Below are 24,382 nucleotides of genomic sequence, written 5' to 3'. Positions count from 1 at the left end.
TCGTCCTGAGCCAGGATCAAACTCTCCATAAAAGTTGAGTTGATTAGCTCATAAAAATGCACTCGAAAGTGCTTGTTGTCGTTGCCTCATATAATGAAGAAACGTAATTGACGTACTGGTTGGTTCGTTCAGTTTTCAAAGATCAAATTGTGTTTCTGTCGTTTTTAGCGACAAGAATTAATTTATCATGTCTGGGTTTCAAAGTCAACATCTTTCAACAAAAAAACTTTAAATCCAATTAATGTTTTCTGTTTGTTGATGTCGTTGTTCCCCGACAACAGAAACTAATATAGCATAGATTTTTTTCTTAAGTCAATAACTATTGGAGATTTTCTTATAAAAAATTAAAAGCAGCTGTTAGATCATTGATCCGACAGCTGCTGTTTTTATATCAACCGTTACTTGTTCAACTTTTCCTTCAATGCGTCCAGAGTCAAAAGCTTCGTATCCTGAATGACCCAATCCGCTTCTTGAAGGGATACAGGATCTCCTACTCCTACTGCGAACATGTCTGCAGCTTTGATCGCTTTGACACCCGCCTGCGCATCTTCCACTCCGACACATTCTGAGGCGTTCAATCCGATTTGTTCAGCTGCTCTTAAGAATACTTCCGGATGAGGTTTCCCTTGTTTCACGGTAGCTGCATCTACTACGCTATCCAGCAAATGGGTGACTTCTAAACGCTCGATGACTGCTTGTGCGTTTTTACTGGCCGATGCCAAAGCTGTTTTTAACCCGGCAGCTTTCGCCTCTTCCATGAACGATTTGACTCCCGGAAGTAGATCATCGGGTGTGATTTTTTCAATCATTGTCTTATAATGCTCGTTCTTTTGAGCGGCCTGTCGCTGTTTTTCCTCTTCAGATAAAGTGATGTTGCCTTCTTCAAGTATGATTTCCAATGATTCCATTCTGCTGATGCCCTTAAGTTTTTCATTGAACGTTCGATCAAATGGAATTCCCAGATCTTCCGCTAACTGCTTCCAGGCTAGATAATGATATTCAGCAGTATCTGTAATGACTCCGTCCAAGTCAAAAATAATCCCCTTCAGTTGTTGCATGCTCCCCACTCCCTATAAAGCAAATACTACGTTGAATATATCACATTTCCTTCAGCGTTGTATTCTCTTTCGGGGCATATACTTTATACAGTCTTTATGTGAAGCGACTTTTTTGAACAATTGAAATAAAACTCCATACCTCTCCTGCATTGCCCGTTTAACCATATGGTCAATCCTATGGTCTCCAAGATCGAGGAGCAGTTCTTCCAGCTCTCTTCGTAATAGGTATTCGATTTCATCTTTTTCCATTTCACTCATCAATAACCCTAACACGACAATCACCTCACTGTACTGTTGTATTACCATTATTCCCACTTATTTCTTTATTATGAAAAACTCCCGCCTATCCGGCATAGCTCGTCACCCTTGTACATAGACTGTATCAAGTCCATCTGGAAAGTAGGGGTGTTCCATGCACTTTTTTGTGTGGCATATGAAAAAAATCAAGCGCTACGGCATCATCATTCTACTCGCATTTTTCTGTGCATTGTTTTTATGGTTTGGGCAAATGAATCCTTTATCTGTATTTTCAACAGACAATGGTCCACAGGCTCTCAGCAGAGGGGATGATAAAGCATCGGCAGTAGCTGTTACATTCAACATCAGCTGGGGGACAGAAAAGGTCCACCAGATCCTTGAGCAATTAAAGAAACATGAAGTGAAAGCGACTTTTTTTGTGAGCGGGGAATGGGCAGAGCGCCATCCGGATCTCTTGGATAAGATTAGCGAAGGTGAACACGAAATCGGCATGATGGGATATCGGTATATCAGTTACTTGGAGAAAGAGCCGGAGCAAGTTCGAAAAGACCTGAACTATGCGAAAGAAATTTTCGGCAAGCTTGGTTATGAGGAGATTCACCTCCTCAGACCGCCACATGGACATTTCAACAAGGAAGTATTGACGATTGCAGATAAACAGGGATTTGATGTCGTCCAGTGGAGTGTCAATCCGAACGATTGGAAAAATCCTGGTACAGAGAAGATCATCGACGATGTAATGAAAGAAAGCTCGAAAGGAGATATCATCCTGCTCCACGCTTCTGACTCTGTTAAGCAGACACCTAAAGCTCTGGATACGATTCTCCCTGCCTTGAAAAAGAAAGGCCTGAAACTTGTTCGAATTTCAGATCTTGTGGCTGGGACAGAAGCAAATGCAAAAGAAATAAAATAAAAAATGAGGAAGCCTCACATTGCTGGGCTTCCTCATTTTTTATTTTCTTCGGTTTTTTTTACGGTTTTTCTTTTTTTGCTTATTGATCTTAGGTGGTTGTTCGGCTGGTTCGTTCACCGATTTTTCTGGTGTACCTGTCAGACGATGCAATAGCAGAAGCTGATAGGCATTACAGGTTAGTAATGGAATAATCATCAGCCACACATAATCCAATCCATCCGCTTGCAGTGCCGGAACCCACTCCACAGCAGTAACGACCACCATGAAGAACAGCGCTGGAATGAAAGCTTTCTTGTTGGTTTCCTTCGCTTTGATTGCCGCGATGATGATGCCTACAGCAAGTAAAGCAACTGCTGTCCAAATGTAAGGCCAAATACTGACACCTTCATCCGCTGCTCTGTAACGGAAATACACAAGGTCGAATAAAGCAAAAGCGATAAGGAAAACCTGCACACCTGGCCACAAGCTTCGGAATAACCCCATTCCGAACTGATGCACGGTCAAATAAGCGAAAAAGCCCATTTGACTGATGACACTGAATATGAAACCTAGTCCTGCAAAAAATAAAATGACACCAATCAACTCAAGGAAGTTGAATGGATTCAATACATCCGCATATGATTCACTTTTAACGACGAAACTGACAAGCAGAGTGAGTCCTCCACCTAACAACAGTGTCGTCAAAAATAACCGTACCCATTTACGACTCGTCACGATCGTTCCCCCTATGTTTTAAAAGATGCGATTCGGCTCGCATTTTGTAAATGATTTCCCTTCCGTATTTTATCATGACCTCCACGCTTTTTCCTAGATGAGGCGCATATTTTTCACATTGTTCACCATATTAAGTAGTAATAGAGAAAGAAAGGGGACATACCTATGTCCATGCTACGAAACATGTTGATCGGTTTGTTGATTGTGTCCCTGGTTGCCTGTGCAGGTAATTCTTCAGGTGGAGAACAAGCCGACTATGAAGAAACGAAAAAAATGATGGTCGATATATTGAAAACCGATGATGGAAAAAAAGCGATGACCGAAGTGTTAGCGGATGAAAAGATGCAGCAGGCGATGGCATTGGATTCCAAAGCTGTCAATGAAGCCGTCAATAAAGCACTCTCTTCTGAAGAAGGGAAGGCATTCTGGGAGAAGATGTTCTCTGATCCAAAATTCGTCCAGGCTTTTGGTGAATCGATGAAAAAACAACAGGAAGAACTGATGAAAGGTCTGATGGAAGACCCTGAATATCAGAAGTCGATGATGGAGCTTTACAATAACCCTGAAATGATGGAACAGCTTACCTCGGTCCTGCAAGGGCAGAAGTTCAAAGAGCATTTGCAGAAGACGATCCAGGAAACATTGAACAGCCCTCTATTCAAAGCTGAAATGACCCAAACTTTACTGAAAGCCGCTGAGCAGATGAAAGCTGGTGAGGGGCAACAGAAAGAAGAAGGCAAGAAAGGCGGAGGAGAAGGTGGCGGTGGTGGTTCTGGTGAAGATGAACAAGGAGAATCCCAATCCGGAAGTTCAGAGCAATAAGAACAGCCTTAAATAAAAATGCGCGGCTGACAACCAGCCGCGCATTTTTTTATGATGTTTTATCAATGACTTTTGCTGCAATATTGCGGAACACTTTCCCAGTCGGGTGGTCTTCCTGGTAAACGGATGGAGCGAAAACTTCCTCTTCCTCAAATGGCTGCTGAAGCGGCAGCTGACCAAGCACTTCTGTCTGCAATTGATCCGCTAGCTTAGCTCCTCCACCTCTTCCGAAGACGAATTCTTTTTCTCCAGTAAGTTTACTTTCGAAGAACGCCATATTTTCAACAACACCGAGGATATCGTGGTCTGTCTTAAGCGCCATCTGCCCTGCACGAGCCGCTACGAAAGCAGCCGTAGGGTGAGGTGTCGTAACGATGATTTCCTTCGATGTAGGAAGCATTGCATGGACATCCAGTGCAACATCTCCTGTTCCTGGAGGTAAATCAAGCAATAGATAGTCGAGCTCGCCCCACTCTACTTCCTTGAAAAAGCTCGTCAACATTTTTCCAAGCATTGGGCCACGCCAAATGATCGGGGAATTATCTTCCACAAAGAAGCCCATGGAAATGACTTTCACTCCGAATCGCTCGACCGGAATGATCTTTTCCCCACGCACAACCGGGCGTTCTTCTACTCCCATCATATCGGGAACACTAAATCCATAGATGTCCGCATCAATGATACCTACTTTTTTCCCTAGACGGGAAAGGGCGATTGCCAGGTTGACGGTGACCGTAGATTTCCCTACGCCACCTTTACCACTTGCAACGGAAATGAAGGTCGTATCTGTTTGTCCACCTAACAGCTTCGCCTCTTCCGCTTTCTTGGCAGTCTGTTCATACTTCTGAATCACTTCATCAGGAAGTTGGGTGAATCGCAAACCGACCGTAGCCGCTCCTGCACCTTTCAGAACATTGACGATTTCCTGCTGAAGCTGCATCTGTTCAGCGGTATTCGTCTTAGCCACCGCAATCTTCACACTGACATGATTCTTCTCTTCTTTGATCTTTATCTCTTCCACTCCACCGGTTTCTTCTAACGTTTTATGTAAAAACGGATCTTCGATCGGCTGAAGTAGTTTAATTACCTCTTCATTCGTTAACACGGGAGTCACCATCCTTATAAATGATCATTCCCTGCAAGTATAACATATTTGAAACGCTTTCTAAGTGATTTGCACCAGGGTGGTTCCTTATTCAGGATACTCCCCTTCTGTCGTGTACCTTAAGATACCTTCATAGATGGATGCAGCCATTTTCCGCTGATAGGTATCTGACTTCAGCAGATCGCGTTCATGCGGGTTCGAAAGGAATCCGATCTCGACAAGAGCTCCAGGTGTATCTGCGTGTTTCAACACATAGATTCCATTGATCGCCATTGCAGATCGTTCCGTATTCTCAAGGTTCCGCTTGATTTCCGATTGAATGAAGCTTGCCAAGTGCTTACTTCCTTCAAGTTCCGGGTAATAAAACGTCTGCGCTCCATGCCATTTGGAAGAAGGAATGGCATTCAAGTGCATGCTTAAGAAAAAGTCCGGATCCTTATCTTTGATAAATGCTACCCTGGCTCTGATATCTTCCGATTTTCGCCGGGCCAGTCCACTCGTTCCTTCTGCAGCCAGATCAACATCCTCTTCACGCGTCATATATACTAATGCGCCTGCTTCCTGCAGATAGTCACGCAAGTAATCCGATACTTGCAACGCAATATCCTTCTCAAGCGTCTCGTCCGATCCGACAGCACCCCCGTCAGGACCTCCGTGCCCAGGATCAAGCACAATCACTTTCCCTGCTAATGGAAGCGACCATGACTGCCAGGTGTCCTTCGCTTCCTGGATTGGATATGCCACAAGAAAAACCAGTATCGTCAAACCACACAACCAAGTAATGATTTTCAGACGATGGATCACGTCTCCCACCCTCTCAAGATAGTCTCCTTTCACTATATGGGACAAGGCAGGGAATTATGAAATTTTTGAAGCGGATGAATGGTTAGGTGTGAGCAGTCGCCGGTAAATTTGTGTAGTCGCCGGATAATTTGAAATGGCGCTGGAAAGCTGTGCGAACTCGCCGGTAAATTCTAAAACTCGCTGGAAACCCTGAAAAGTCGCCGGAACCGCCCTCGCACCCTCGCCAAAACAAAAAAGCCTCCAGCCATAAAGGCCAGAGACTTTGGTTGTGTTGATAAAATTAACGCTTAGAGAACTGTGGTGCACGACGAGCGCCTTTAAGACCGTATTTCTTACGTTCTTTAGCACGAGCGTCACGCGTTAGAAGTCCTTCACGCTTAAGTGTAGTACGGTATTCAGGGTCTGCTTCTAGAAGCGCACGAGCGATTCCGTGACGGACAGCTCCTGCTTGACCTGTGAATCCTCCACCATCAACGTTTACATATACATCGTAGTTACCTTCTGTTTCTGTAACAGCTAGAGGCTGTTTCAAGATAACACGAAGTGTTTCATATGGGAAATAATCTTCAGCATCACGATTATTGATCACAACACGGCCGCTGCCAGGGACAAGGCGTACACGTGCTGTTGAGCTTTTACGACGTCCAGTACCGTAGTATTGTACTTGTGCCACTCTTCATTACCTCCTTGGATTAACCGCGAAGTTCGTAAACTTCTGGTTTTTGTGCTTGGTTTTTGTGTTCTGGGCCAGCATATACATGAAGCTTCTTGCCCATTTTACGTCCTAGGCTTCCTTTTGGCAGCATACCCTTGATTGCTAGTTCTAGCATTTGCTCAGGGTATTTAGTGCGCATTTCGTTAGCCGTACGCTGTTTCAGACCGCCAGGGTGGTTAGAGTGACGGTAGTAAATTTTATCGTTAAGCTTCTTACCTGTCAGATGAATTTTCTCAGCGTTGACGATGATCACATGATCTCCAGTATCAACGTGCGGTGTATAAGTTGGTTTATGCTTACCACGAAGGATAGAAGCAACTTCACTTGATAGACGACCAAGTGTTTGTCCTTCAGCATCCACAACGTACCATTTGCGTTCAACATTACTATCATTAGCCATGAAAGTTGTGCGCATGTCGGTTTCCCTCCTGAATTGTTCTTATATTTCACAGAGCTTTTAAGTTTTATCTCAATACGATTAACTTTCCGGGGCTAATCGTGGTATAGAAATAAAATGCCATAGAATATCTTATAACACTTCACTCCCCTATGTCAAGCGAATGTTACACCTGGATTCGTTGTTTTTTAACTTTTTTTCAAAATAATCTACATTTCGGGTTGAGGGTAGTGCACTTCCCACAAAAACAGCCCTTGAGGTGGTGCCGTTTTGCCGGCTGCGGCACGGTTCCTTGCGTCGATAATCGATGGAATATCCACGGGGTCCCGCTCCCCTTTACCGATTTCCACCAAAGTGCCGACGAGGATCCGTACCATGTTATAAAGGAAGCCGCTTCCTCTGAACGTAAATGTCAGCTCACTTCCAAGCCTTTGTACATCGGCTTTCATGATCGTCCGTACTTTATCGCCCTTCACCTCTGTACGAGCGGAACAGAACGAGGTGAAATCGTGCTCGCCTTCCAGGTAGCGGCAAGCCTCTCGCATTGCTTCGACATTGAGTTCTTCACGAACATGAAATGCATAATTCCTTTTGAAAATATCAGGGTCTGGCTGGTTCAGGATGACATACCGATATTCTTTACCGACCGTGTCATACCTGGCATGAAAGCTCTCAGAGGCAGATTGGACCTCCAGTACCCCTATATCCGGCGGTAGAAGCGATTTAAGGCCCTTTTTCCACCCTTCAAGGGGAATGTCCAGGGAGGTGTCAAAATGAACCACCTGCCCCTTCGCATGGACGCCTGCGTCGGTTCTGCCAGAAGCAACCACTTTCACTTCTTTTCCTTTATGCATTTGTGTAAGTGCTGCTTCAAGCTTGGATTGTACAGTGCGTTGATCCGGCTGTACCTGGTAACCTGCAAAGGCAGTACCGTCATATTGAATGATACATTTCATACGTTGCATAGCCAGACCTCCATTTTAATACGTACGGGTTAAAAACATGACGAGTGTAATCAGAGCAAATACCGCAGCGCCGAAGTAATCCACTCGGCCGACTTTCAGTTCACGCAGCTTCGTTCTTCCTTCACCGCCCTGGTATCCACGCGCTTCCATCGCCATCGCCAAATCTTCCGCACGTTTGAATGCACTTACGAATAGCGGAACCAATAGCGGGACAATTGCTTTGATCCGCTCCTTGATTGGACCAGTTCGAAAGTCAACGCCTCTTGAAGCCTGCGCTTTCGAGATTTTTTCCGTTTCCTGCATCAAGGTTGGAATGAATCGCAGTGAAATGGACATCATCAGCGCAAGCTCATGTACTGGGAATTTCACTTTTTTCAGTGGTCCTAATAACGCTTCAATCGCATCCGTAATTTCAATCGGTGTCGTAGTCAGCGTCAACATCGAAGTGACGAGAATCAAGAGGAAGAACCTCAACGATATGGCCAGTCCCTGTATGAGACCACCTGTGTAAAAATCATAGGAAAAGATCGTGAACAACACGTCTCCTTCCTTCGTAATGAAAAGGTGGAGCAGGAACGTGAAGACTACGAGGAACCATACTGGTTTCAACCCTTTGATAATATAAGGCGCCGGGATTCGTGTGGCAATAGCAGCACCGACAGCAAATACCGTTAGTGCACCATAACTCATAACAGAATTAGCAAAGAATACGATAATGACGAAAAAGAAAATGATGCTTATTTTAGTCCGTGGATCAATTCGGTGAATGACTGAGTATCCCGGCACATACTGGCCGATGATCATGTTACTGCTCATTTGATCGGCCCCCTTGCACCATCGCAGTCAATTCCTTTGCTAATTGTGCTATCGTCTGGTGTCGATAAGGGATCTTCACATCAAATCTATCTTCGATCGCCTTCAGGAATTGTACCACTTCAGGTAAATCGAGCTGTACGTCCTTCAGTGGAGCTCCATCTTCAAAAATTTCCTCAGGGGTCCCTTCCATATGAATCTCCCCCTGGTTCATTATGAGGATATGATCCGCGTATCTAAGCGCGTCCTCCATGCTGTGTGTAACAAGGAATGTGGTAAGCTTTTTCTCCTGATGCATCTTGTAAAACATTTCCATTATTTCTCGTTGGCCCCTTGGATCAAGACCTGCTGTCGGCTCGTCCAATACAAGCACTTCAGGTTCCATCGCAAGCACGCCAGCTATAGCTACTCGGCGCATCTGACCACCACTCAGATCAAACGGGGATCGTTCGAGCACTTCCTCAGGTAGATTGACAGCAGTCAGCACCTCTCGAGTGCGCTGTTGGATGTCGTCTTGACCGACGCCGAAATTCATCGGACCGAAGGCGATATCTTTTGCTACTGTTTCTTCAAATAATTGGTGTTCAGGATATTGAAAGACTACGCCTACCTTTTCCCGAAGACTGCGAATATCCTTTGTCTTCTCACCGGCGACCAACCGGTATCCGCCGATACTCACAACACCTTCTGTCGGGTTCAACAACCCATTCAAATGCTGGATCAACGTCGATTTACCTGAACCTGTATGACCGATGACTGCAACGAAAGAGCCTGACTTCGCCTCGAAATTCAGATCGTTCAGCGCATGATGTTCAAAGGGAGTATTAGGTTGGTACGTAAAACTTACATTTTTGAATGCAATGTCCATAATTCCTCCAGTAACTCCTGGTGATTAAGTGGCTCACGCTGAATATCTAAACCTTCGTTTCTTAACTCAGAAGTCAGTTTAGTAATGAATGGAGTATCCAGGCCAATCTCTCTCAGTGCTTCTTTCTTTTCAAAGATCTTACGTGGCTCCCCTTCGAGCCAAACCTTCCCTTTATTCATCACGATGACACGCTCTGCCCTGACGACCTCATGCAAGTCGTGGGTGATTGTAATCATAGACAAATCACGCTGCTGTTGTACATTGCGGACGGTATTCATAATCTCTTTCCGACCTTTTGGATCCAGCATTGCTGTCGCTTCATCCAAAATGATCAGCTTTGGAGATACCGCCATCACACTGGCAATGGCTACTCGCTGCTTTTGTCCCCCTGACAAACGGTGGGGTTCATGTCCGGCATAATCTGTCATGCCGACCGCATCCAAGCTCTCCTGGATCCGTTCGACCATTTCTTCTCTCGGGAACCCATGGTTCTCCATGCCGAATGCTACGTCATCCTTCACCGTCGTTCCAACGAACTGGTTATCAGGATTTTGAAAAACCATTCCGACCAGTCTTCGGATTTCCCATATTGTCGACTCGTTGACCTGCATTCCACTCACAAGTATTTCTCCTTGCTGTGGGATCAGGAGACCGTTCATCAATTTGGCAATGGTGGATTTACCTGAACCATTATGCCCGATGATCGCCAGCCATTCATTCGCTTTCACTTTAAAGCTGACATCATCCAGGACCCAGGGTTGATCCTCACTGTAACGAAATGACACATTCTTGAATTCGATGAAATGCTCCATTTCCTGCTCCCCCTCTACTCAGCTCTGCACTATTTCCCAGGGAATAATGTCGAATCAATTATGAATCGACATCCCTGCTCTCTATTTCCCGGAATCTATTCCGAATTCTATTCTCCTAAAGTACAAAAAAAGGGCTGGAACTGACCTCTTGTTGAGATTCCGTCCTGCCCTTTTGCACTAGATCCGATCATTAAACTAGTTCAATGATTGCCATTTCTGCGCCATCACCTTTACGAGCGCCTAGCTTCAACACGCGAGTGTATCCACCTTGACGGTCCTCGTAACGTGGAGCGATGTCAGAGAATAGCTTTTGAAGTGCTGTTTGATCTCCTTCTTCGTCAGCAGAAGCATTGTATAGGAATGACTCTGCTTGACGGCGAGCGTGAAGATCGCCACGCTTACCAAGTGTGATCATTTTATCAACGACGGAACGAAGCTCTTTCGCTTTAGCTTCAGTCGTTTCAATCCGTTCATGAATGATTAGATCAGTCGCAAGATTACGTAGCAACGCCATGCGTTGGTCAGTAGTACGACCCAATTTTCTAGCCATGGACTTTCCCTCCCTTGTTTAGGAATCTCTTAAGATGTTCAATCTATCTATCGATCAATCGTCATTACGAAGGCCTAGGCCCAGGTCATCCAGCTTGTGCTTCACTTCTTCAAGAGACTTACGACCAAGGTTACGGACCTTCATCATATCTTCTTCAGACTTTTGAGCAAGCTCTTGCACAGTGTTGATGCCTGCACGCTTAAGGCAGTTGTAAGAACGTACTGACAGGTCAAGTTCTTCAATCGTCATCTCAAGGACTTTCTCTTTTTGGTCCTCTTCTTTTTCAACCATGATTTCAGCATTTTGTGCTTCATCAGTAAGGCCTACAAAGATGTTGAGGTGTTCCATATAGATCTTAGCTCCAAGAGATACAGCCTCTTCTGGGCGGATGCTTCCATCCGTCCATACATCCAATGTCAACTTGTCGAAGTTGGATGTTTGGCCGACACGTGTATTCTCAACTTGATAAGTTACACGTGAGACTGGTGTGAAGATAGAGTCAACTGGAATGACACCAATTGGCAATTCTTCATGGTTATTACCTTCTGCTGGGCGATATCCTCGACCGCGTTCAGCTGTAATGCGCATAGTTAGCTTCGCATTGGAATCCAGTGTTGCAATATGCAATTCCGGGTTCAATACTTCGATGTCGCTATCATGCGTAATATCAGCGGCGGTGACTTTTCCTTCGCCCTGTACATCGATTTCTAAAGTCTTCTCTTCATCAGAATAAATCTTCAGAGCCAGTTTCTTTAGGTTCAAAATTACAGTCGTCACATCCTCGACTACGCCTTCGATCGTCGAGAATTCATGAAGTACCCCATCAATTTGAACTGATGTTACAGCAGCGCCAGGAAGTGAGGATAACAGGATACGACGTAAGGAGTTCCCCAGTGTTGTACCGTACCCACGTTCAAGCGGTTCGACAACGAATTTACCAAAAGTGGACTTTTCGCTGATTTCGACCGTTTCAATTTTTGGCTTTTCTATTTCGATCATTAAACAAAACCCTCCTTCAAAACGTCGAAACCCCGGTTAGACAAACCGTCTAACCGAAATTCCTCAGGTAGGCATCCCCGATTCAGAATCAAAACATTCTTCTTAATGTGTGTTATGCGTTGCTGTTAAATAGCTATCATAACCCATTATAGACAGGGTGACAAATTCTATACAGGTTAATTACACGCGACGACGTTTTGGTGGACGGCAGCCATTGTGAGGTACTGGAGTTACGTCAACAATCGCTGTTACTTCCATGCCTGCTGCTTGAAGCGCACGGATAGCAGCTTCACGACCAGCACCAGGACCTTTGACTGTTACTTCAAGAGTTTTCATGCCGTGTTCCTGAGAAGCTTTAGCAGCAGCTTCAGCAGCCATTTGAGCGGCGAATGGAGTAGATTTACGGGAACCTTTGAAACCAAGGGATCCAGCACTGCTCCAGCTTATAGCGTTACCTTGAACGTCAGTGATCGTTACGATCGTATTGTTAAAAGTGGAACGGATATGAGCCACACCACTCTCAATATTCTTTTTTACACGACGTTTACGAGTGTTAGTTTTACGTGCCATAGTGTTTTAGTTACCTCCTTTACTTATCAATTACTTACGTTTGTTAGCTACTGTACGACGTGGACCTTTACGTGTACGGGAGTTGTTCTTCGTCTTCTGTCCGCGTACTGGTAGTCCGCGACGGTGGCGGATTCCACGGTAAGAACCGATTTCGATCAAACGTTTGATGTTAAGTGAAACTTCACGGCGAAGGTCACCTTCTACGTTGAAGTTCTCAACTTCTTTACGGATTTTTGCCAATTCGTCTTCAGTAAGATCGCGAACACGAGTGTCTTCAGAGACTCCAGCTTTAGCTAGAACGTCTTTCGCAGTACTGTTTCCGATACCGTAGACATAAGTCAATGAAATTACTACTCGCTTATCGCGAGGAATATCTACACCTGCAATACGTGCCATGCGGTACGTGCACCTCCTTCAATATTAACCTTGTTTTTGTTTATGCTTAGGGTTTTCGCAAATAACCATTACTTTACCTTTACGACGGATAACTTTGCACTTTTCGCAAATTGGTTTTACAGAAGGTCTTACCTTCATGATCCATACCTCCTTTTATATCGGAGCATTTCATGCTATTTATAACGGTACGTGATACGTCCTCTAGTTAAATCATAAGGGGAAAGTTCAACCGTTACTTTATCTCCAGGCAAGATTCGAATGAAATGCATGCGAATTTTACCAGAAACATGAGCTAACACGGTATGGCCGTTTTCAAGCTCTACCTTGAACATTGCGTTCGGAAGAGTTTCAACGACTGTTCCTTCCACTTCAATTACATCGTCTTTCGCCATCGAGTTGATCTCCCTTCTTCAAATCAGTCACTACTTCATTGATAAATTTGGACACGGCAAACCGCAGTTTACCATTTGTGACGCGACCAGTTTCTAGAAGGCTCTTGTGGACTTCAGGAGAAACGAAATCCATCAGCTCCACATGCTGCAGATTCTTTTTCTTTGGTCGATCATACTTACGTTTCTCCCCGTCGGCAAGCAGCACAAAACGATCGTCAATGTAATCTATGACAACCGCATACTGCCCCGACTCACGTCCCTGTACAATACGAACAACTTGACCTAATTGCGGACTCGACTCCGTTTCGTTCAATCACGATCACCTTCACTTAGGCTTTGGTTAAAATCTCATAACCTTCTTCAGTAATAACGATGGTGTGTTCAAAATGCGCACACATTTTACCATCTTGGGTAACGACCGTCCAATTATCTGCAAGAGTTTTGACATATCTTTTTCCTGCATTGACCATAGGTTCAATCGCTAATACCATTCCAGGTTTAAGTCTTGGACCCTTGTTAGGCGGACCATAGTGAGGAATTTGAGGATCCTCATGCAGTTCCTGACCTACCCCGTGTCCGACGTACTCCCTGACGATGCTGAAACCGAGAGGTTCCACATAGCTTTGAATGGCATGGGATATATTTGAAAGGCGTTCACCTGGTTTTGCTTCATCAAGTCCTTTGAACAAAGATGTCTCGGTTACTTTCAGCAATTCCTCAGTACCTTCATCAATCTCGCCAACCGGATACGTCCAGGCAGAATCGCCGTGGTATCCGTTATACTTTGCACCGATATCAATGCTGATAATATCTCCCTCATTCAGCTTCCGGTCTCCCGGAATCCCATGAACAAGCTCTTCATTGACAGATGCGCAAATACTACCACGGAAACCATTATACCCTTTAAAGGAAGGAATTGCACCCATGCCTCGGATCGTCTTCTCTGCAATGCGATCCAATTCCTTTGTGGTGATTCCTGGTTGAATATGCTTTTTCAACTCTTGGTGCGTCAAGGCAACGATTTTGCCTGCTTCACGCATGATTTCAATTTCCCGTGGTGTTTTGCATACGATCATTTGGATGAGCCTCCGAGCTTTTCATCAAGATCCTTGAATACTTGGTCGATATCCTGGTCACCATCGATACTTACCAAGTAGCCTTTTTCTTTGTAGAAGTCCAACATCGGCTGCGTTTGTTCCACATTCACTTCCAAGCGTTTGCGAACTGTTGCAGGCTGATCATCTTCACGCTGGATCAGCTCTGAACCATCCTTGTCACAGACACCCTCCTCTTTAGGCGGGTTGTAGATGACATGATACGTCGCTCCACAAGTCGGACAAATGCGACGGCCGGTAAGACGTTCTACCAGTTGATCGGTTGGAACATCGATATGAAGTACATGATCCAAGGATGCATCCATATCATTCAACAGATTCTCCAAAGCTTCTGCCTGAGCGATCGTTCGTGGAAAACCATCTAGCAGGAAGCCTTTGTTACAATCCGGCTTGCTTAAACGTTCGCGAACGATTCCGATTGTAACTTCATCCGGAACCAATTCGCCTTTATCCATAAAAGCTTTCGCTTCTTTACCAAGTTCTGTTCCTTCTTTGATAGCTAAACGGAACATATCTCCAGTTGAGATATGAGGGATGTCATATTTTTCGACTATCTTCTCTGCCTGCGTGCCTTTGCCAGCACCAGGAAGACCCATCAGAATTAAATTCAACGTGTTCCCCTCGCTCTCATTTTTATCCTTTGATGAAACCTTTATAGTGACGCTTCACTAACTGACTTTCCAACTGTTTCATCGTTGTCAGTGCAACACCTACAACGATCAAGAGGCTGGTTCCTCCGATTTGGATGGAAGCAGGCAGATTCGCGATGGAGCCAAGAATAATCGGAAGGATCGATACGGCTGCCAGGAAGATGGAACCTACGAAAGTCAATCGGTACATAACCCTTTTCAAGTACGTTTCCGTATTCTTTCCAGGACGGATTCCCGGAATATAACCACCTTGCTTCTGCAGATTTTCTGCCATTTGCTCAGGGTTGACCTGAACGAATGTGTAGAAATAAGTGAAGGCGATGATCAATGCTACATAGATTGTCATCCCAGGCCAGTTATTATAGTCAAAGATATACGTGATCGTACTCGCTACTTCATTACCCTCGAAGAAACCGGCAATTGTCGGTGGAGCGATAATGAATGAGATAGCGAAGATGACAGGGATAACTCCAGCTGCATTCACCTTGATTGGAAGGTGTGTCGAATGACCACCTACAGGTGAACGGTTCACCAATCGTTTCGCATATTGAATTGGAATTTTACGTAGTGCTTCCTGGATGAAGATGACACCCACGACAACGGCTACGATTACTAGTGCGATGATTGCTACGATGACGATGTTGATGAACAACTGCTCTCCTGGGTTGGAGAAATACTTTTCATATAGTTGATTGATGCCATTTGGAATCGCAGCAGCGATACCAGCAAAAATCAAGATGGAAATACCATTTCCTACGCCATGGGCAGTGATTTGCTCACCAAGCCACATCAAGAACGCTGTTCCACCTGTCAATACCAAGGCGATGATCAGGAATTGTGTGACGCCAGGATTCTGGATCAACTGACCGCCTGTCATGGCATTAAAGCCAATGGACATTCCGATCGCCTGGATGAAAGCTAGAACGACAGTTCCATAGCGGGTAAACTGAGCTAATTTCCGGCGGCCCACTTCCCCTTGCTTTTTCCATTCAGTGAATTTAGGCACAACATCCATTTGCAGCAATTGCATGATGATGGATGCCGTGATGTAAGGCATGATCCCCATTGCGAAAATGGAGAAGTTCTGCAATGCTCCACCACCGAATGTGTTCAGAAAGCCGAAAGCATTCTGCTCATCCATAAAGGTGATGGCATCTTTATTCGTAAATGGCACAGGAATGAATGTACCTAATCTGAATACGATAAGCATCAACAAGGTGAATATGATTTTCCGCCGAATATCACCCACGCGCATAAAATTGGAGATTGTACGGAACATTAAATCACCTCAGTTTGACCGCCCGCTGCTTCGATTGCATCTTTAGCAGAAGCAGAGAACTTGTGAGCTTTTACTGTAAGTTTCTTTTCGATAGAACCGTTACCAAGAATCTTGATTCCAGCTTTCGCTTTGCTTACAACACCAGTTTCTAGTAAAAGCTCAGGTGTAACCTCTGTGCCTTCGTCGAAACGATTAAGTGCTTCAAGGTTAACGATTGCGAATTCCTTGCGGTGGATGTTTGTGAATCCACGCTTAGGAAGACGTTGGAATAGTGGCATTTGTCCACCTTCGAATCCTGGGCGTACACCGCCGCCGGAACGAGATTTTTGACCATCCATACCACGTCCAGCAGTTTTACCGTTACCGCTAGCCATACCACGACCGACGCGGTTGCGTACTTTACGAGTACCTTTAGCTGGCTTTAGTTCATGCAGTTTCATGATGCGAGCACCTCCTCTTTTGCGCTTTTAGTTTATTGTACTTCTTTCACCGATACTAAGTGGGATACTTTGTTGACCATTCCACGAGTGGAAGGAGTATCTTCAAGAACTACAGTTTTACGAATTTTATTCAAACCTAGTGCTTCGACAGTACGACGCTGATCTTGCTTTCTGCCGATGACACTGCGCGTGAGGGTAATTTCCAACTTTTTAGCCATGTTATTTCCCTCCTTATCCTAACAGTTCTTCTACAGACTTTCCACGAAGCTTCGCGACATCTTCTGCACGCTTAAGCTCGCTTAGGCCTTGGATTGTAGCGCGGACCATGTTGATTGGTGTGTTTGAACCTAGTGATTTGGATAGGATGTCACCTACGCCACCAAGCTCAAGTACGGCACGGACAGGTCCACCAGCGATGATTCCTGTACCTTCTGCAGCTGGTTTCATTAGAATGTTTCCAGCGCCGAAGCGTCCAGTGATTTCGTGTGGAATAGTCGTACCAACAACTGGTACACTGATAAGATTTTTCTTAGCATCATCAATTGCTTTTTTGATCGCTTCTGGTACTTCTTGTGCTTTACCAGTACCAAAACCGACATGACCGTTTTTATCACCTACAACAACCAGTGCTGCGAAGCGGAAGCGACGTCCACCTTTTACAACCTTCGCTACACGGTTGACAGTTACAACGCGTTCTTCAAGATCTAGTTTACTAGGGTCGATGTTTGTACGCATGTATGTCCCTCCTTTATCGATTAAAATTCCAAGCCAGCTTCACGAGCTGCTTCGGCTAGTGCTTTTACACGTCCATGGTACAAGTAACCGCCGCGATCGAATACGACGTTCTTGAATCCTTTGTCTTGTGCACGCTTAGCAATCATTTCTCCGACTTTCTGTGCTGCTTCAACGTTTCCAGTACCTTCTAGATCGAAACCATTGTCTACAGTAGAAGCGCTGGCTACTGTTACTTGGTTGATATCATCGATTAGCTGGGCATAGATGTGTTTGTTTGAACGGTAGACGTTAAGACGTGGGCGTTCAGCAGTTCCAGAGATGGTACGACGTACACGCGCATGTCTTTTCTTACGTACTACGTTTTTGTCAGCCTTTGTGATCATCCAGGTCACTCCTTTCTGTTCCCTATCGAACCTTATTTAGCAGTTTTACCTTCTTTACGACGAACGTGTTCGCCTTCATAACGGATACCTTTACCTTTGTAAGGCTCGGGTGGGCGGATTGCGCGGATATTCGCTGCAACTGCTCCTACTAGTTCTTTATCGATTCCTTTTACAATCACTTTCGTGTTGGAAGGAATTTCGATTTCGATTCCGTCACGTTGCTCGACTTCTACAGGGTGTGAATAACCAGCGTTAATCACGACTTTAGAGCCTTGCTTGTTAGCACGGTAACCTACACCGATGATTTCAAGTGATTTCTCGTAGCCTTTGGAAACTCCTTCAACCATGTTTCCGATGATGCTGCGAGTAGTTCCGTGTAGAGCTTTGTGCTCTTTGTTATCGCTTGGACGTTCTACAGTAAGAACGTTATCTTCTTGTTTGATGACCATGTCAGGGTGGAAAGTACGAGTAAGTTCGCCTTTTGGTCCTTTGACAGTGATCGTGTTGTTATCATTCTTAACCTCAACACCTTGAGGGATCTCTAATGTTTTAACACCTACGCGAGACATTCTTTTGCACCTCCTGTCTTCTCTGTTAGATTACCAGACATATGCAAGCACTTCGCCACCAACGGCTTGTTCACGTGCTTCTTTATCAGTCAATAGACCTTTTGATGTGGATACGATTGCTACACCTAGACCGTTAAGAACTTTTGGAAGTTCATCAGCTTTGGCATATACACGCAATCCTGGTTTACTGATACGTTTCACTCCAGAAATTACACGCTCTTCGTTTTGTCCGTATTTCATGAAGATACGTAGGACACCTTGTTTGTTGTCTTCTACATATTCGAAATCACGTACGAAACCTTCGCGTTTAAGGATATCAGCGATCTCCTTTTTAACGTTGGAAGCTGGAAGTTCTAGCTTCTCGTGACGTACCATATTAGCGTTACGGATACGCGTAAGCATATCTGCAATTGGATCTGTCATTGTCATAACTCATTTACCTCCTTCCCGAAATGGGGTTTACCAGCTAGCTTTTTTGACGCCAGGAATTTGTCCTTTATATGCAAGTTCACGGAAACAAATACGGCAAAGTTTGAATTTGCGTAGTACGGAGTGCGGACGTCCGCAGCGTTCACAACGCGTATATTCCTGAACTTTGTACTTAGGGGTACGCTTTTGTTTCGCGATCATTGATTTTTTAGCCACAATTTTCCCTCCTTTGTTAGCTCATTATTTTTGAAACGGCATACCAAACTGAGCTAAGAGTTCACGTGCTTCTTCGTCTGTGTTCGCTGTAGTTACTACAACGATATCCATTCCACGCACTTTGTTGACTTTATCATAATCAATCTCCGGGAAAATCAATTGCTCTTTGACACCAAGAGTGTAGTTTCCACGACCGTCAAAAGCTTTCTTAGAGATCCCGCGGAAGTCACGTACACGTGGCAGGGATACAGCGATAAGCTTTTGTAGGAATTCGTACATTTGCTCTCCGCGAAGAGTTACTTTCGCACCGATTGGCATTCCTTCACGAAGACGGAATCCAGCGATGGATTTCTTTGCACGAGTAACCAATGGTTTTTGTCCTGTGATTAGTGATAGTTCTTCAACAGCAGTGTCTAGTGCTTTCGCATTCTGTACTGCATCACCGATACCCATGTTGACAACGATCTTCTCAACTTTCGGTGCTTGCATGACAGAGTCATATTCGAATTTGCTCATCAAAGATGGAACAACTTCTTCTTGATATTTTTTCTTTAGTTCGTTCATCGTGTGGCCCTCCTTTCGTCGCTAATTATTTATCTAAAGCTTCACCTGATTTTTTAGCGATACGAACTTTCTTTCCGTTTTCTTCCTTGTATCCAACACGTGTTGGTTCGCCGGATTTTGGATCAATCGGCATCACATTAGATACATGAACAGGTGCTTCCTGGTTAAGGATTCCACCCTGTGGGTTATCTTGAGAAGGTTTCGCGTGTTTCTTCACGACGTTGATCCCTTCAACAAGTACACGTTCTTTTTTCGGGTATGCTTCAAGGATTGTTCCTTGTTTGCCTTTATCCTTACCGGAAATGACCATTACTTTGTCACCTTTTTTTACATGCATGCTTGACGCACCTCCTTAACAAGGCTTTTCGATTCTATCTATTACAATACTTCTGGAGCTAGAGATACGATCTTCATAAATTTTGCATCACGCAATTCACGAGCAACCGGTCCGAAGATACGAGTACCACGTGGTCCTTTATCATCACGGATGATTACAGCTGCGTTCTCATCAAAACGGATGTAAGAACCATCTTTACGACGTACGCCGCTCTTTGAACGAACGATAACCGCTCTAACTACTTCACCTTTTTTAACAACGCCCCCTGGTGTTGCTTGTTTTACACTTGCAACAATAACATCACCAATGTTAGCTGTTTTACGGCCTGAACCGCCTAGTACTTTGATCGCTTGAATTTCACGAGCGCCAGAGTTGTCTGCAACTTTCATTCTTGATTCCTGTTGAATCATATCGCTGTTACCTCCCTTCGGAACAATTCCGAGCGAACTTTATTAAATGATAACTGATTCTTCAACGACTTCGATCAAACGGAAACGTTTAGTCGCAGATAGCGGACGAGTTTCCATGATGCGTACGATGTCGCCGTTCTTAGCTTGGTTGTTTTCGTCATGTGTCTTGAACTTCTTGGAGTACTTGACACGCTTACCATAAAGTTTGTGGAATTTATAAGTCTCAACCATTACCGTAATGGTTTTATCCATCTTGTCAGATACTACACGACCAGTGTAAACCTTACGATTATTACGTTCACTCATGTGAGGGTAACCTCCTCTCAACTATTAGTTATTTACGCCTAGCTCTCTTTCACGGACAACAGTCTTCATCTTTGCGATGGACTTGCGAACTTCACGGATACGAGCTGTGTTCTCAAGTTGACCTGTTGCTAGCTGGAAACGTAGGTTGAAAAGTTCTTCTTTTAAAGATTTGACTTTTTGTTCAATTTCGGCAGTGGTTAATTCTCTGATTTCATTAGCCTTCATTGATTTCACCACCAATTTCTTCACGTTTTACGATTTTAGTTTTGATCGGTAGCTTGTGAGAAGCAAGACGCAACGCTTCGCGTGCAACCTCTTCAGATACACCTGCGATCTCAAACATGATCTTTCCTGGTTTTACTACTGCAACCCATCCTTCTGGAGCACCTTTACCGGAACCCATACGGACTTCAAGGGGTTTAGCAGTGTAAGGTTTGTCTGGGAAGATTTTGATCCAGACTTTACCGCCACGTTTCATATAACGAGTCATCGCAATACGCGCTGCCTCGATTTGACGGCTTGTAATCCATGCTGGTTCTACAGCTTGCAATCCATATTCACCGAATGCTACTGAAGTTCCGCCTTTAGCACGGCCTTTCAAGCTAGTACGGTGTTGACGACGATACTTAACACGTTTTGGCATTAACATAATGCTTTTCCCCCTTCCTTATTTCTTGTTCTTTGTTGGAAGGACTTCTCCACGATAGATCCACACTTTGACACCAAGCTTACCGTAAGTTGTGTCAGCTTCCGCAGTACCGTAATCGATGTCTGCACGAAGTGTGTGTAGTGGTACAGTTCCTTCACTGTAAGATTCTGCACGAGCGATGTCCGCACCGCCAAGGCGTCCTGATACTTGCGTACGAATACCTTTAGCTCCTGCGCGCATAGCACGTTGGATAGTTTGTTTCTGAGCACGACGGAAAGAAATACGGTTTTCCAATTGACGTGCGATATTTTCAGCAACCAATGTTGCGTTCAAGTCCGCTTTTTTCACTTCTACGATGTTGATGTGAACGCGTTTGCCAGTCAGGTCGTTAAGGGATTTACGAAGTGCTTCAACTTCGGATCCACCTTTACCAATAACCATACCAGGCTTAGCAGTGTGGATAGTGATATTCACACGGTTTGCTGCACGCTCGATTTCGATCGTAGATACTGAAGCGTCTTTTAGGCGTTGTTCAATATATTCACGAATTTTGATATCTTCATGTAGCAAGTCAGCGTAATCTTTGCCAGCGTACCACTTGGATTCCCAGTCGCGGATGACTCCGACACGAAGACCTACAGGATTAACTTTTTGACCCACTGATTATCCCTCCTTCTTTTCTGATACAACCACTGTGATGTGGCTTGTGCGTTTGTTGATTTGGCTAGCGCGTCCCATCGCACGTGGACGGAAACGTTTCATCGTTACACCTTCATTTACAAACGCCTCGGAAACGTATAGGTTTTCCGGGTCCAATTCATAATTGTGTTCTGCGTTAGCAATAGCAGAGTTCAATACCTTTTCTACAACCGGAGAAGCGCCACGCTGTGTATGACGTAGAATCGCGATCGCTTCACCAACGTTTTTTCCTCGAATCAAATCTACGACTAAACGAACTTTACGAGGAGCAATACGAACGGTTTTCGCAACGGCTTTAGCTTGCATCTGGAGTGCCTCCTCTCAATTTAGCGTTTTGTTTTCTTATCATCGCCAGAGTGTCCCTTGAACGTACGGGATGGCGCGAATTCACCGAGTTTGTGACCGACCATATCTTCTGTAACGAAAACTGGTACATGTTTACGACCGTCATAAACTGCGATTGTGTGTCCGACAAAGTTAGGGAAAATAGTAGAACGACGTGACCAAGTCTTTACCACTTGTTTCTTATCATCTTCGTTCATTTTTTCGACTTTTTTCATTAGATGGTCATCTACGAAAGGTCCCTTTTTTAGGCTGCGACCCATACATAAACCTCCCTTCGTGATTGAGAGACGGGTTTCATGCCCCGTCGTTCAACCCCGTTATTTTTTACGTTTACGAACGATATACTTATCAGATGGTTTGTTACGCTTACGCGTTTTGTAACCAAGTGTCGGTTTGCCCCATGGTGACATTGGTGATTTACGTCCGATTGGAGCGCGTCCTTCACCACCACCGTGTGGGTGATCGTTAGGGTTCATAACAGAACCACGAACAGTCGGGCGCTTACCTAGGTGACGGGAGCGACCTGCTTTACCGATGTTGATCAATTCGTGCTGTAGGTTACCAACTTGACCGACAGTTGCACGGCAAGTGCCTAGAATCAAGCGAACCTCACCAGAAGTCAAACGTACAAGAACATATTTCTCTTCACGTCCAAGAACTTGTGCCTGAGCACCTGCAGAACGTGCCAGCTGTCCACCGCGACCCGGCTTAAGCTCGATGTTGTGTACGATTGTACCAACTGGAATATCTTTAAGTTGAAGTGCGTTACCTGGAACGATATCTGCACTTTCACCTGACATGATTTCTTTTCCTACTTCCAATCCTTTTGGAGCTAGGATGTAACGCTTTTCACCATCAGCATAGTGAATCAAAGCGATGTTAGCGGAACGGTTCGGATCGTATTCGATCGTAGCAACGCGACCTGGTATTCCATCTTTGTCACGCTTGAAATCGATGATACGGTAATGACGCTTATGACCGCCGCCCTGATGACGAACAGTTAGTTTACCTTGGTTGTTACGACCACCACGTTTGTGAAGTGGAGCAAGCAAGGATTTTTCTGGAGTGTCTGTAGTGATTTCAGCAAAATCGGATACAGACATGCCTCTACGACCATTAGTAGTAGGTCTATACTTTTTAATCGCCATCTTTTTTCCCTCCTTCACTTATAAACTTTATTTTTTATACACCTTCAAAGAATTCTAGTTCTTTACTATCTTCAGTCAAAGTAACAACTGCTTTCTTACGGTCAGAACGGTAACCGCCGTAACGGCCCATACGCTTGAATTTACCTTTAAGGTTCATTGTGTTCACACGCTCAACAGTCACACCGAAGATCTCTTCAACGGCATGCTTGATTTGAGTTTTGTTCGCTTTCGTGCTCACTTCAAACGTATATTTCTTTTCTCCCATAAGGTCTGCAGACTGTTCCGTAATGACAGGGCGCTTAATGATATCACGTGGTTCTTTCATTATGCAAGCACCTCCCCTGCTTTTTCAGCTGCTTCCTTAGTAAGGATCAGCTTGTCATGCGATAGCAAATCCATCACATTCATTTGTTCAACAGAAACCGTTTTTGCTGTTTTGATGTTGTTAGAAGAACGAGTAACGTTCACATCTTCATCAGCAGTAACGATTAGTACTTTAGAGTTTACGTCAAGTGCGTTAAGCAGGCTGACAACCTCTTTTGTTTTTGGAGCATCCAGTGAAAGACTTTCCAAAACGATCAGGTTCTCATCGTTCACTTTGCTTGATAGCGCAGAACGTAGTGCTAGACGACGCACTTTCTTTGGTAATTTGTAGCTGTAGCTGCGTGGTGTTGGGCCGAATACTGTTCCACCGCCAACCCACTGTGGTGAACGGATAGAACCTTGACGTGCACGACCTGTACCTTTTTGACGCCATGGTTTGCGTCCACCGCCGCGTACTTCAGAACGATTCTTAACTTTGTGTGTGCCTTGGCGCAAAGATGCGCGTTGCATCACAACAGCTTCGTGTAGTACATGAGTATTAGGTTCGATACCGAAAACGGCGTCGTTCAATTCAACATCGCCGACTTTAGAGCCGCTTTGGTTTAATAGTGCTACTTTAGGCATGACATATCC

42 protein-coding genes are annotated in these 24,382 nt (G+C 44.7%); 2 read left to right on the top strand and 40 right to left on the bottom strand.

What is annotated here, in order from left to right:
* Nucleotides 1-398 precede the first annotated feature (398 nt).
* Together pgmB and ACFQ2J_RS18790 are read right to left on the bottom strand one after the other, a co-directional pair.
* Entirely contained in the window at nt 399-1,058 is a 660-nt protein-coding gene (pgmB, locus tag ACFQ2J_RS18795; protein WP_386064499.1) for a beta-phosphoglucomutase, read from the bottom strand.
* Nucleotides 1,059-1,109: 51 nt separating this feature from the next.
* Nucleotides 1,110-1,364: a hypothetical protein gene (locus tag ACFQ2J_RS18790; protein ID WP_386064496.1), complete on the bottom strand. Its 255-nt coding sequence runs from the start codon at nt 1,362-1,364 to the stop codon at nt 1,110-1,112.
* 106 nt (nt 1,365-1,470) lie between these two features.
* On the opposite strand from ACFQ2J_RS18790, the gene pdaB reads away from it, so the two are divergent.
* The gene (gene pdaB / locus ACFQ2J_RS18785) at nt 1,471-2,229 is read left to right on the top strand and encodes a polysaccharide deacetylase family sporulation protein PdaB (RefSeq protein ID WP_386064494.1); all 759 of its coding nucleotides are present in this window, start codon (nt 1,471-1,473) and stop codon (nt 2,227-2,229) included.
* A 39-nt stretch (nt 2,230-2,268) separates the two neighbouring features.
* Here the strand turns inward: pdaB and ACFQ2J_RS18780 are convergent, their stop codons facing one another.
* Nucleotides 2,269-2,943: a KinB-signaling pathway activation protein gene (locus ACFQ2J_RS18780; RefSeq protein WP_386064489.1), complete on the bottom strand. Its 675-nt coding sequence runs from the start codon at nt 2,941-2,943 to the stop codon at nt 2,269-2,271.
* Between the two features lie 165 nt (nt 2,944-3,108).
* On the opposite strand from ACFQ2J_RS18780, the gene gerD reads away from it, so the two are divergent.
* Nucleotides 3,109-3,765 (top strand): spore germination lipoprotein GerD, encoded by a 657-nt coding sequence (gerD, locus tag ACFQ2J_RS18775; RefSeq protein ID WP_386064486.1) that lies wholly within the window; start codon nt 3,109-3,111, stop codon nt 3,763-3,765.
* Between the two features lie 49 nt (nt 3,766-3,814).
* On the opposite strand, the gene ACFQ2J_RS18770 is transcribed toward gerD, so the two are convergent.
* From ACFQ2J_RS18770 to rplD, 37 genes are all read right to left on the bottom strand, one after another.
* Nucleotides 3,815-4,870, bottom strand: a complete 1,056-nt coding sequence (locus ACFQ2J_RS18770) for an Mrp/NBP35 family ATP-binding protein (RefSeq protein WP_386064483.1) — start codon at nt 4,868-4,870, stop codon at nt 3,815-3,817.
* An 87-nt stretch (nt 4,871-4,957) separates the two neighbouring features.
* Entirely contained in the window at nt 4,958-5,671 is a 714-nt protein-coding gene (gene cwlD, locus ACFQ2J_RS18765; RefSeq protein WP_386064504.1) for an N-acetylmuramoyl-L-alanine amidase CwlD, read from the bottom strand.
* Between the two features lie 283 nt (nt 5,672-5,954).
* Nucleotides 5,955-6,347 (bottom strand): 30S ribosomal protein S9, encoded by a 393-nt coding sequence (rpsI, locus tag ACFQ2J_RS18760; RefSeq protein WP_386064481.1) that lies wholly within the window; start codon nt 6,345-6,347, stop codon nt 5,955-5,957.
* 19 nt (nt 6,348-6,366) lie between these two features.
* Nucleotides 6,367-6,804 carry a 50S ribosomal protein L13 gene (gene rplM, locus ACFQ2J_RS18755; protein WP_386064478.1) on the bottom strand — a complete coding sequence of 146 codons (438 nt, stop codon included), beginning with the start codon at nt 6,802-6,804 and terminating at the stop codon, nt 6,367-6,369.
* A gap of 191 nt (nt 6,805-6,995) precedes the next feature.
* Complete coding sequence (truA, locus tag ACFQ2J_RS18750) at nt 6,996-7,751, bottom strand: tRNA pseudouridine(38-40) synthase TruA (protein ID WP_386064475.1); 756 nt, start codon at nt 7,749-7,751, stop codon at nt 6,996-6,998.
* Between the two features lie 15 nt (nt 7,752-7,766).
* Nucleotides 7,767-8,567 carry an energy-coupling factor transporter transmembrane component T family protein gene (locus ACFQ2J_RS18745; RefSeq protein ID WP_386064472.1) on the bottom strand — a complete coding sequence of 267 codons (801 nt, stop codon included), beginning with the start codon at nt 8,565-8,567 and terminating at the stop codon, nt 7,767-7,769.
* Nucleotides 8,557-9,432: an energy-coupling factor ABC transporter ATP-binding protein gene (locus tag ACFQ2J_RS18740; RefSeq protein ID WP_386064470.1), complete on the bottom strand. Its 876-nt coding sequence runs from the start codon at nt 9,430-9,432 to the stop codon at nt 8,557-8,559. Before ACFQ2J_RS18740 ends, ACFQ2J_RS18745 begins: the two co-directional genes overlap by 11 nt.
* The gene (locus ACFQ2J_RS18735) at nt 9,408-10,244 is read right to left on the bottom strand and encodes an energy-coupling factor ABC transporter ATP-binding protein (RefSeq protein WP_386064467.1); all 837 of its coding nucleotides are present in this window, start codon (nt 10,242-10,244) and stop codon (nt 9,408-9,410) included. The genes ACFQ2J_RS18740 and ACFQ2J_RS18735 overlap by 25 nt, the downstream gene beginning before the upstream one ends.
* Before the next feature lie 190 nt (nt 10,245-10,434).
* Entirely contained in the window at nt 10,435-10,794 is a 360-nt protein-coding gene (gene rplQ / locus ACFQ2J_RS18730; RefSeq protein ID WP_386064464.1) for a 50S ribosomal protein L17, read from the bottom strand.
* A 54-nt stretch (nt 10,795-10,848) separates the two neighbouring features.
* Nucleotides 10,849-11,793: a DNA-directed RNA polymerase subunit alpha gene (locus ACFQ2J_RS18725; RefSeq protein ID WP_386064461.1), complete on the bottom strand. Its 945-nt coding sequence runs from the start codon at nt 11,791-11,793 to the stop codon at nt 10,849-10,851.
* 180 nt (nt 11,794-11,973) lie between these two features.
* Nucleotides 11,974-12,363: a 30S ribosomal protein S11 gene (gene rpsK, locus ACFQ2J_RS18720; RefSeq protein WP_386064459.1), complete on the bottom strand. Its 390-nt coding sequence runs from the start codon at nt 12,361-12,363 to the stop codon at nt 11,974-11,976.
* Nucleotides 12,364-12,393: 30 nt separating this feature from the next.
* Nucleotides 12,394-12,759 (bottom strand): 30S ribosomal protein S13, encoded by a 366-nt coding sequence (gene rpsM / locus ACFQ2J_RS18715; protein ID WP_386064456.1) that lies wholly within the window; start codon nt 12,757-12,759, stop codon nt 12,394-12,396.
* A gap of 24 nt (nt 12,760-12,783) precedes the next feature.
* Nucleotides 12,784-12,897 carry a 50S ribosomal protein L36 gene (gene rpmJ / locus ACFQ2J_RS18710; protein WP_003156543.1) on the bottom strand — a complete coding sequence of 38 codons (114 nt, stop codon included), beginning with the start codon at nt 12,895-12,897 and terminating at the stop codon, nt 12,784-12,786.
* A 35-nt stretch (nt 12,898-12,932) separates the two neighbouring features.
* A complete protein-coding gene (infA, locus tag ACFQ2J_RS18705) occupies nt 12,933-13,151 on the bottom strand; it encodes a translation initiation factor IF-1 (RefSeq protein ID WP_003178377.1) in 219 nt (72 codons plus the stop codon).
* Nucleotides 13,129-13,464 carry an RNA-binding protein gene (locus tag ACFQ2J_RS18700; RefSeq protein ID WP_386064328.1) on the bottom strand — a complete coding sequence of 112 codons (336 nt, stop codon included), beginning with the start codon at nt 13,462-13,464 and terminating at the stop codon, nt 13,129-13,131. The genes infA and ACFQ2J_RS18700 overlap by 23 nt, the downstream gene beginning before the upstream one ends.
* Nucleotides 13,465-13,480: 16 nt before the next feature.
* Nucleotides 13,481-14,227 carry a type I methionyl aminopeptidase gene (map, locus tag ACFQ2J_RS18695; RefSeq protein WP_386064326.1) on the bottom strand — a complete coding sequence of 249 codons (747 nt, stop codon included), beginning with the start codon at nt 14,225-14,227 and terminating at the stop codon, nt 13,481-13,483.
* The gene (locus ACFQ2J_RS18690; protein WP_386064323.1) at nt 14,224-14,877 is read right to left on the bottom strand and encodes an adenylate kinase; all 654 of its coding nucleotides are present in this window, start codon (nt 14,875-14,877) and stop codon (nt 14,224-14,226) included. The genes map and ACFQ2J_RS18690 overlap by 4 nt, the downstream gene beginning before the upstream one ends.
* A 22-nt stretch (nt 14,878-14,899) precedes the next feature.
* Nucleotides 14,900-16,195 carry a preprotein translocase subunit SecY gene (gene secY / locus ACFQ2J_RS18685; protein WP_386064320.1) on the bottom strand — a complete coding sequence of 432 codons (1,296 nt, stop codon included), beginning with the start codon at nt 16,193-16,195 and terminating at the stop codon, nt 14,900-14,902.
* Nucleotides 16,195-16,635, bottom strand: coding sequence for a 50S ribosomal protein L15 (gene rplO, locus ACFQ2J_RS18680; RefSeq protein ID WP_386064317.1), 441 nt, complete (start codon nt 16,633-16,635; stop codon nt 16,195-16,197). The genes secY and rplO overlap by 1 nt, the downstream gene beginning before the upstream one ends.
* Before the next feature lie 32 nt (nt 16,636-16,667).
* Nucleotides 16,668-16,853 (bottom strand): 50S ribosomal protein L30, encoded by a 186-nt coding sequence (gene rpmD, locus ACFQ2J_RS18675; protein ID WP_386064314.1) that lies wholly within the window; start codon nt 16,851-16,853, stop codon nt 16,668-16,670.
* Between the two features lie 13 nt (nt 16,854-16,866).
* Complete coding sequence (gene rpsE, locus ACFQ2J_RS18670) at nt 16,867-17,370, bottom strand: 30S ribosomal protein S5 (RefSeq protein WP_386064311.1); 504 nt, start codon at nt 17,368-17,370, stop codon at nt 16,867-16,869.
* A 20-nt stretch (nt 17,371-17,390) separates the two neighbouring features.
* Nucleotides 17,391-17,753 carry a 50S ribosomal protein L18 gene (rplR, locus tag ACFQ2J_RS18665; protein ID WP_386064309.1) on the bottom strand — a complete coding sequence of 121 codons (363 nt, stop codon included), beginning with the start codon at nt 17,751-17,753 and terminating at the stop codon, nt 17,391-17,393.
* Between the two features lie 32 nt (nt 17,754-17,785).
* On the bottom strand, nt 17,786-18,322 hold the full coding sequence (gene rplF / locus ACFQ2J_RS18660; protein ID WP_386064307.1) for a 50S ribosomal protein L6: 537 nt from the start codon (nt 18,320-18,322) through the stop codon (nt 17,786-17,788).
* A gap of 30 nt (nt 18,323-18,352) precedes the next feature.
* The gene (rpsH, locus tag ACFQ2J_RS18655; protein WP_386064304.1) at nt 18,353-18,751 is read right to left on the bottom strand and encodes a 30S ribosomal protein S8; all 399 of its coding nucleotides are present in this window, start codon (nt 18,749-18,751) and stop codon (nt 18,353-18,355) included.
* Nucleotides 18,752-18,781: 30 nt separating this feature from the next.
* Nucleotides 18,782-18,967, bottom strand: coding sequence for a 30S ribosomal protein S14 (rpsN, locus tag ACFQ2J_RS18650; protein ID WP_084632683.1), 186 nt, complete (start codon nt 18,965-18,967; stop codon nt 18,782-18,784).
* 24 nt (nt 18,968-18,991) lie between these two features.
* On the bottom strand, nt 18,992-19,531 hold the full coding sequence (rplE, locus tag ACFQ2J_RS18645; RefSeq protein ID WP_386064301.1) for a 50S ribosomal protein L5: 540 nt from the start codon (nt 19,529-19,531) through the stop codon (nt 18,992-18,994).
* Nucleotides 19,532-19,556: 25 nt separating this feature from the next.
* Complete coding sequence (rplX, locus tag ACFQ2J_RS18640; RefSeq protein ID WP_386064298.1) at nt 19,557-19,868, bottom strand: 50S ribosomal protein L24; 312 nt, start codon at nt 19,866-19,868, stop codon at nt 19,557-19,559.
* 41 nt (nt 19,869-19,909) lie between these two features.
* Entirely contained in the window at nt 19,910-20,278 is a 369-nt protein-coding gene (rplN, locus tag ACFQ2J_RS18635; protein WP_386064295.1) for a 50S ribosomal protein L14, read from the bottom strand.
* A 42-nt stretch (nt 20,279-20,320) separates the two neighbouring features.
* Nucleotides 20,321-20,584, bottom strand: a complete 264-nt coding sequence (gene rpsQ, locus ACFQ2J_RS18630) for a 30S ribosomal protein S17 (RefSeq protein ID WP_386064292.1) — start codon at nt 20,582-20,584, stop codon at nt 20,321-20,323.
* 24 nt (nt 20,585-20,608) lie between these two features.
* Complete coding sequence (gene rpmC / locus ACFQ2J_RS18625; RefSeq protein ID WP_093046744.1) at nt 20,609-20,809, bottom strand: 50S ribosomal protein L29; 201 nt, start codon at nt 20,807-20,809, stop codon at nt 20,609-20,611.
* Nucleotides 20,799-21,233 (bottom strand): 50S ribosomal protein L16, encoded by a 435-nt coding sequence (gene rplP, locus ACFQ2J_RS18620; protein ID WP_386064288.1) that lies wholly within the window; start codon nt 21,231-21,233, stop codon nt 20,799-20,801. Before rplP ends, rpmC begins: the two co-directional genes overlap by 11 nt.
* Nucleotides 21,234-21,251: 18 nt before the next feature.
* Nucleotides 21,252-21,893, bottom strand: coding sequence for a 30S ribosomal protein S3 (gene rpsC, locus ACFQ2J_RS18615; protein WP_386064286.1), 642 nt, complete (start codon nt 21,891-21,893; stop codon nt 21,252-21,254).
* 3 nt (nt 21,894-21,896) lie between these two features.
* Nucleotides 21,897-22,238, bottom strand: a complete 342-nt coding sequence (gene rplV / locus ACFQ2J_RS18610) for a 50S ribosomal protein L22 (protein WP_386064283.1) — start codon at nt 22,236-22,238, stop codon at nt 21,897-21,899.
* A 20-nt stretch (nt 22,239-22,258) separates the two neighbouring features.
* Entirely contained in the window at nt 22,259-22,537 is a 279-nt protein-coding gene (gene rpsS, locus ACFQ2J_RS18605; RefSeq protein ID WP_386064280.1) for a 30S ribosomal protein S19, read from the bottom strand.
* Between the two features lie 57 nt (nt 22,538-22,594).
* Entirely contained in the window at nt 22,595-23,425 is an 831-nt protein-coding gene (gene rplB, locus ACFQ2J_RS18600) for a 50S ribosomal protein L2 (protein ID WP_386064277.1), read from the bottom strand.
* A gap of 34 nt (nt 23,426-23,459) precedes the next feature.
* Complete coding sequence (rplW, locus tag ACFQ2J_RS18595; protein WP_386064274.1) at nt 23,460-23,750, bottom strand: 50S ribosomal protein L23; 291 nt, start codon at nt 23,748-23,750, stop codon at nt 23,460-23,462.
* Nucleotides 23,750-24,373 carry a 50S ribosomal protein L4 gene (gene rplD / locus ACFQ2J_RS18590; protein ID WP_386064270.1) on the bottom strand — a complete coding sequence of 208 codons (624 nt, stop codon included), beginning with the start codon at nt 24,371-24,373 and terminating at the stop codon, nt 23,750-23,752. Before rplD ends, rplW begins: the two co-directional genes overlap by 1 nt.
* Nucleotides 24,374-24,382 lie beyond the last annotated feature (9 nt).

This window comes from Thalassobacillus hwangdonensis (genome assembly GCF_042675915.1).
Lineage (GTDB): Bacteria > Bacillota > Bacilli > Bacillales > Halobacillaceae > Thalassobacillus_A > Thalassobacillus_A hwangdonensis.
This window is presented reverse-complemented; position numbering and strand designations above follow the sequence as displayed.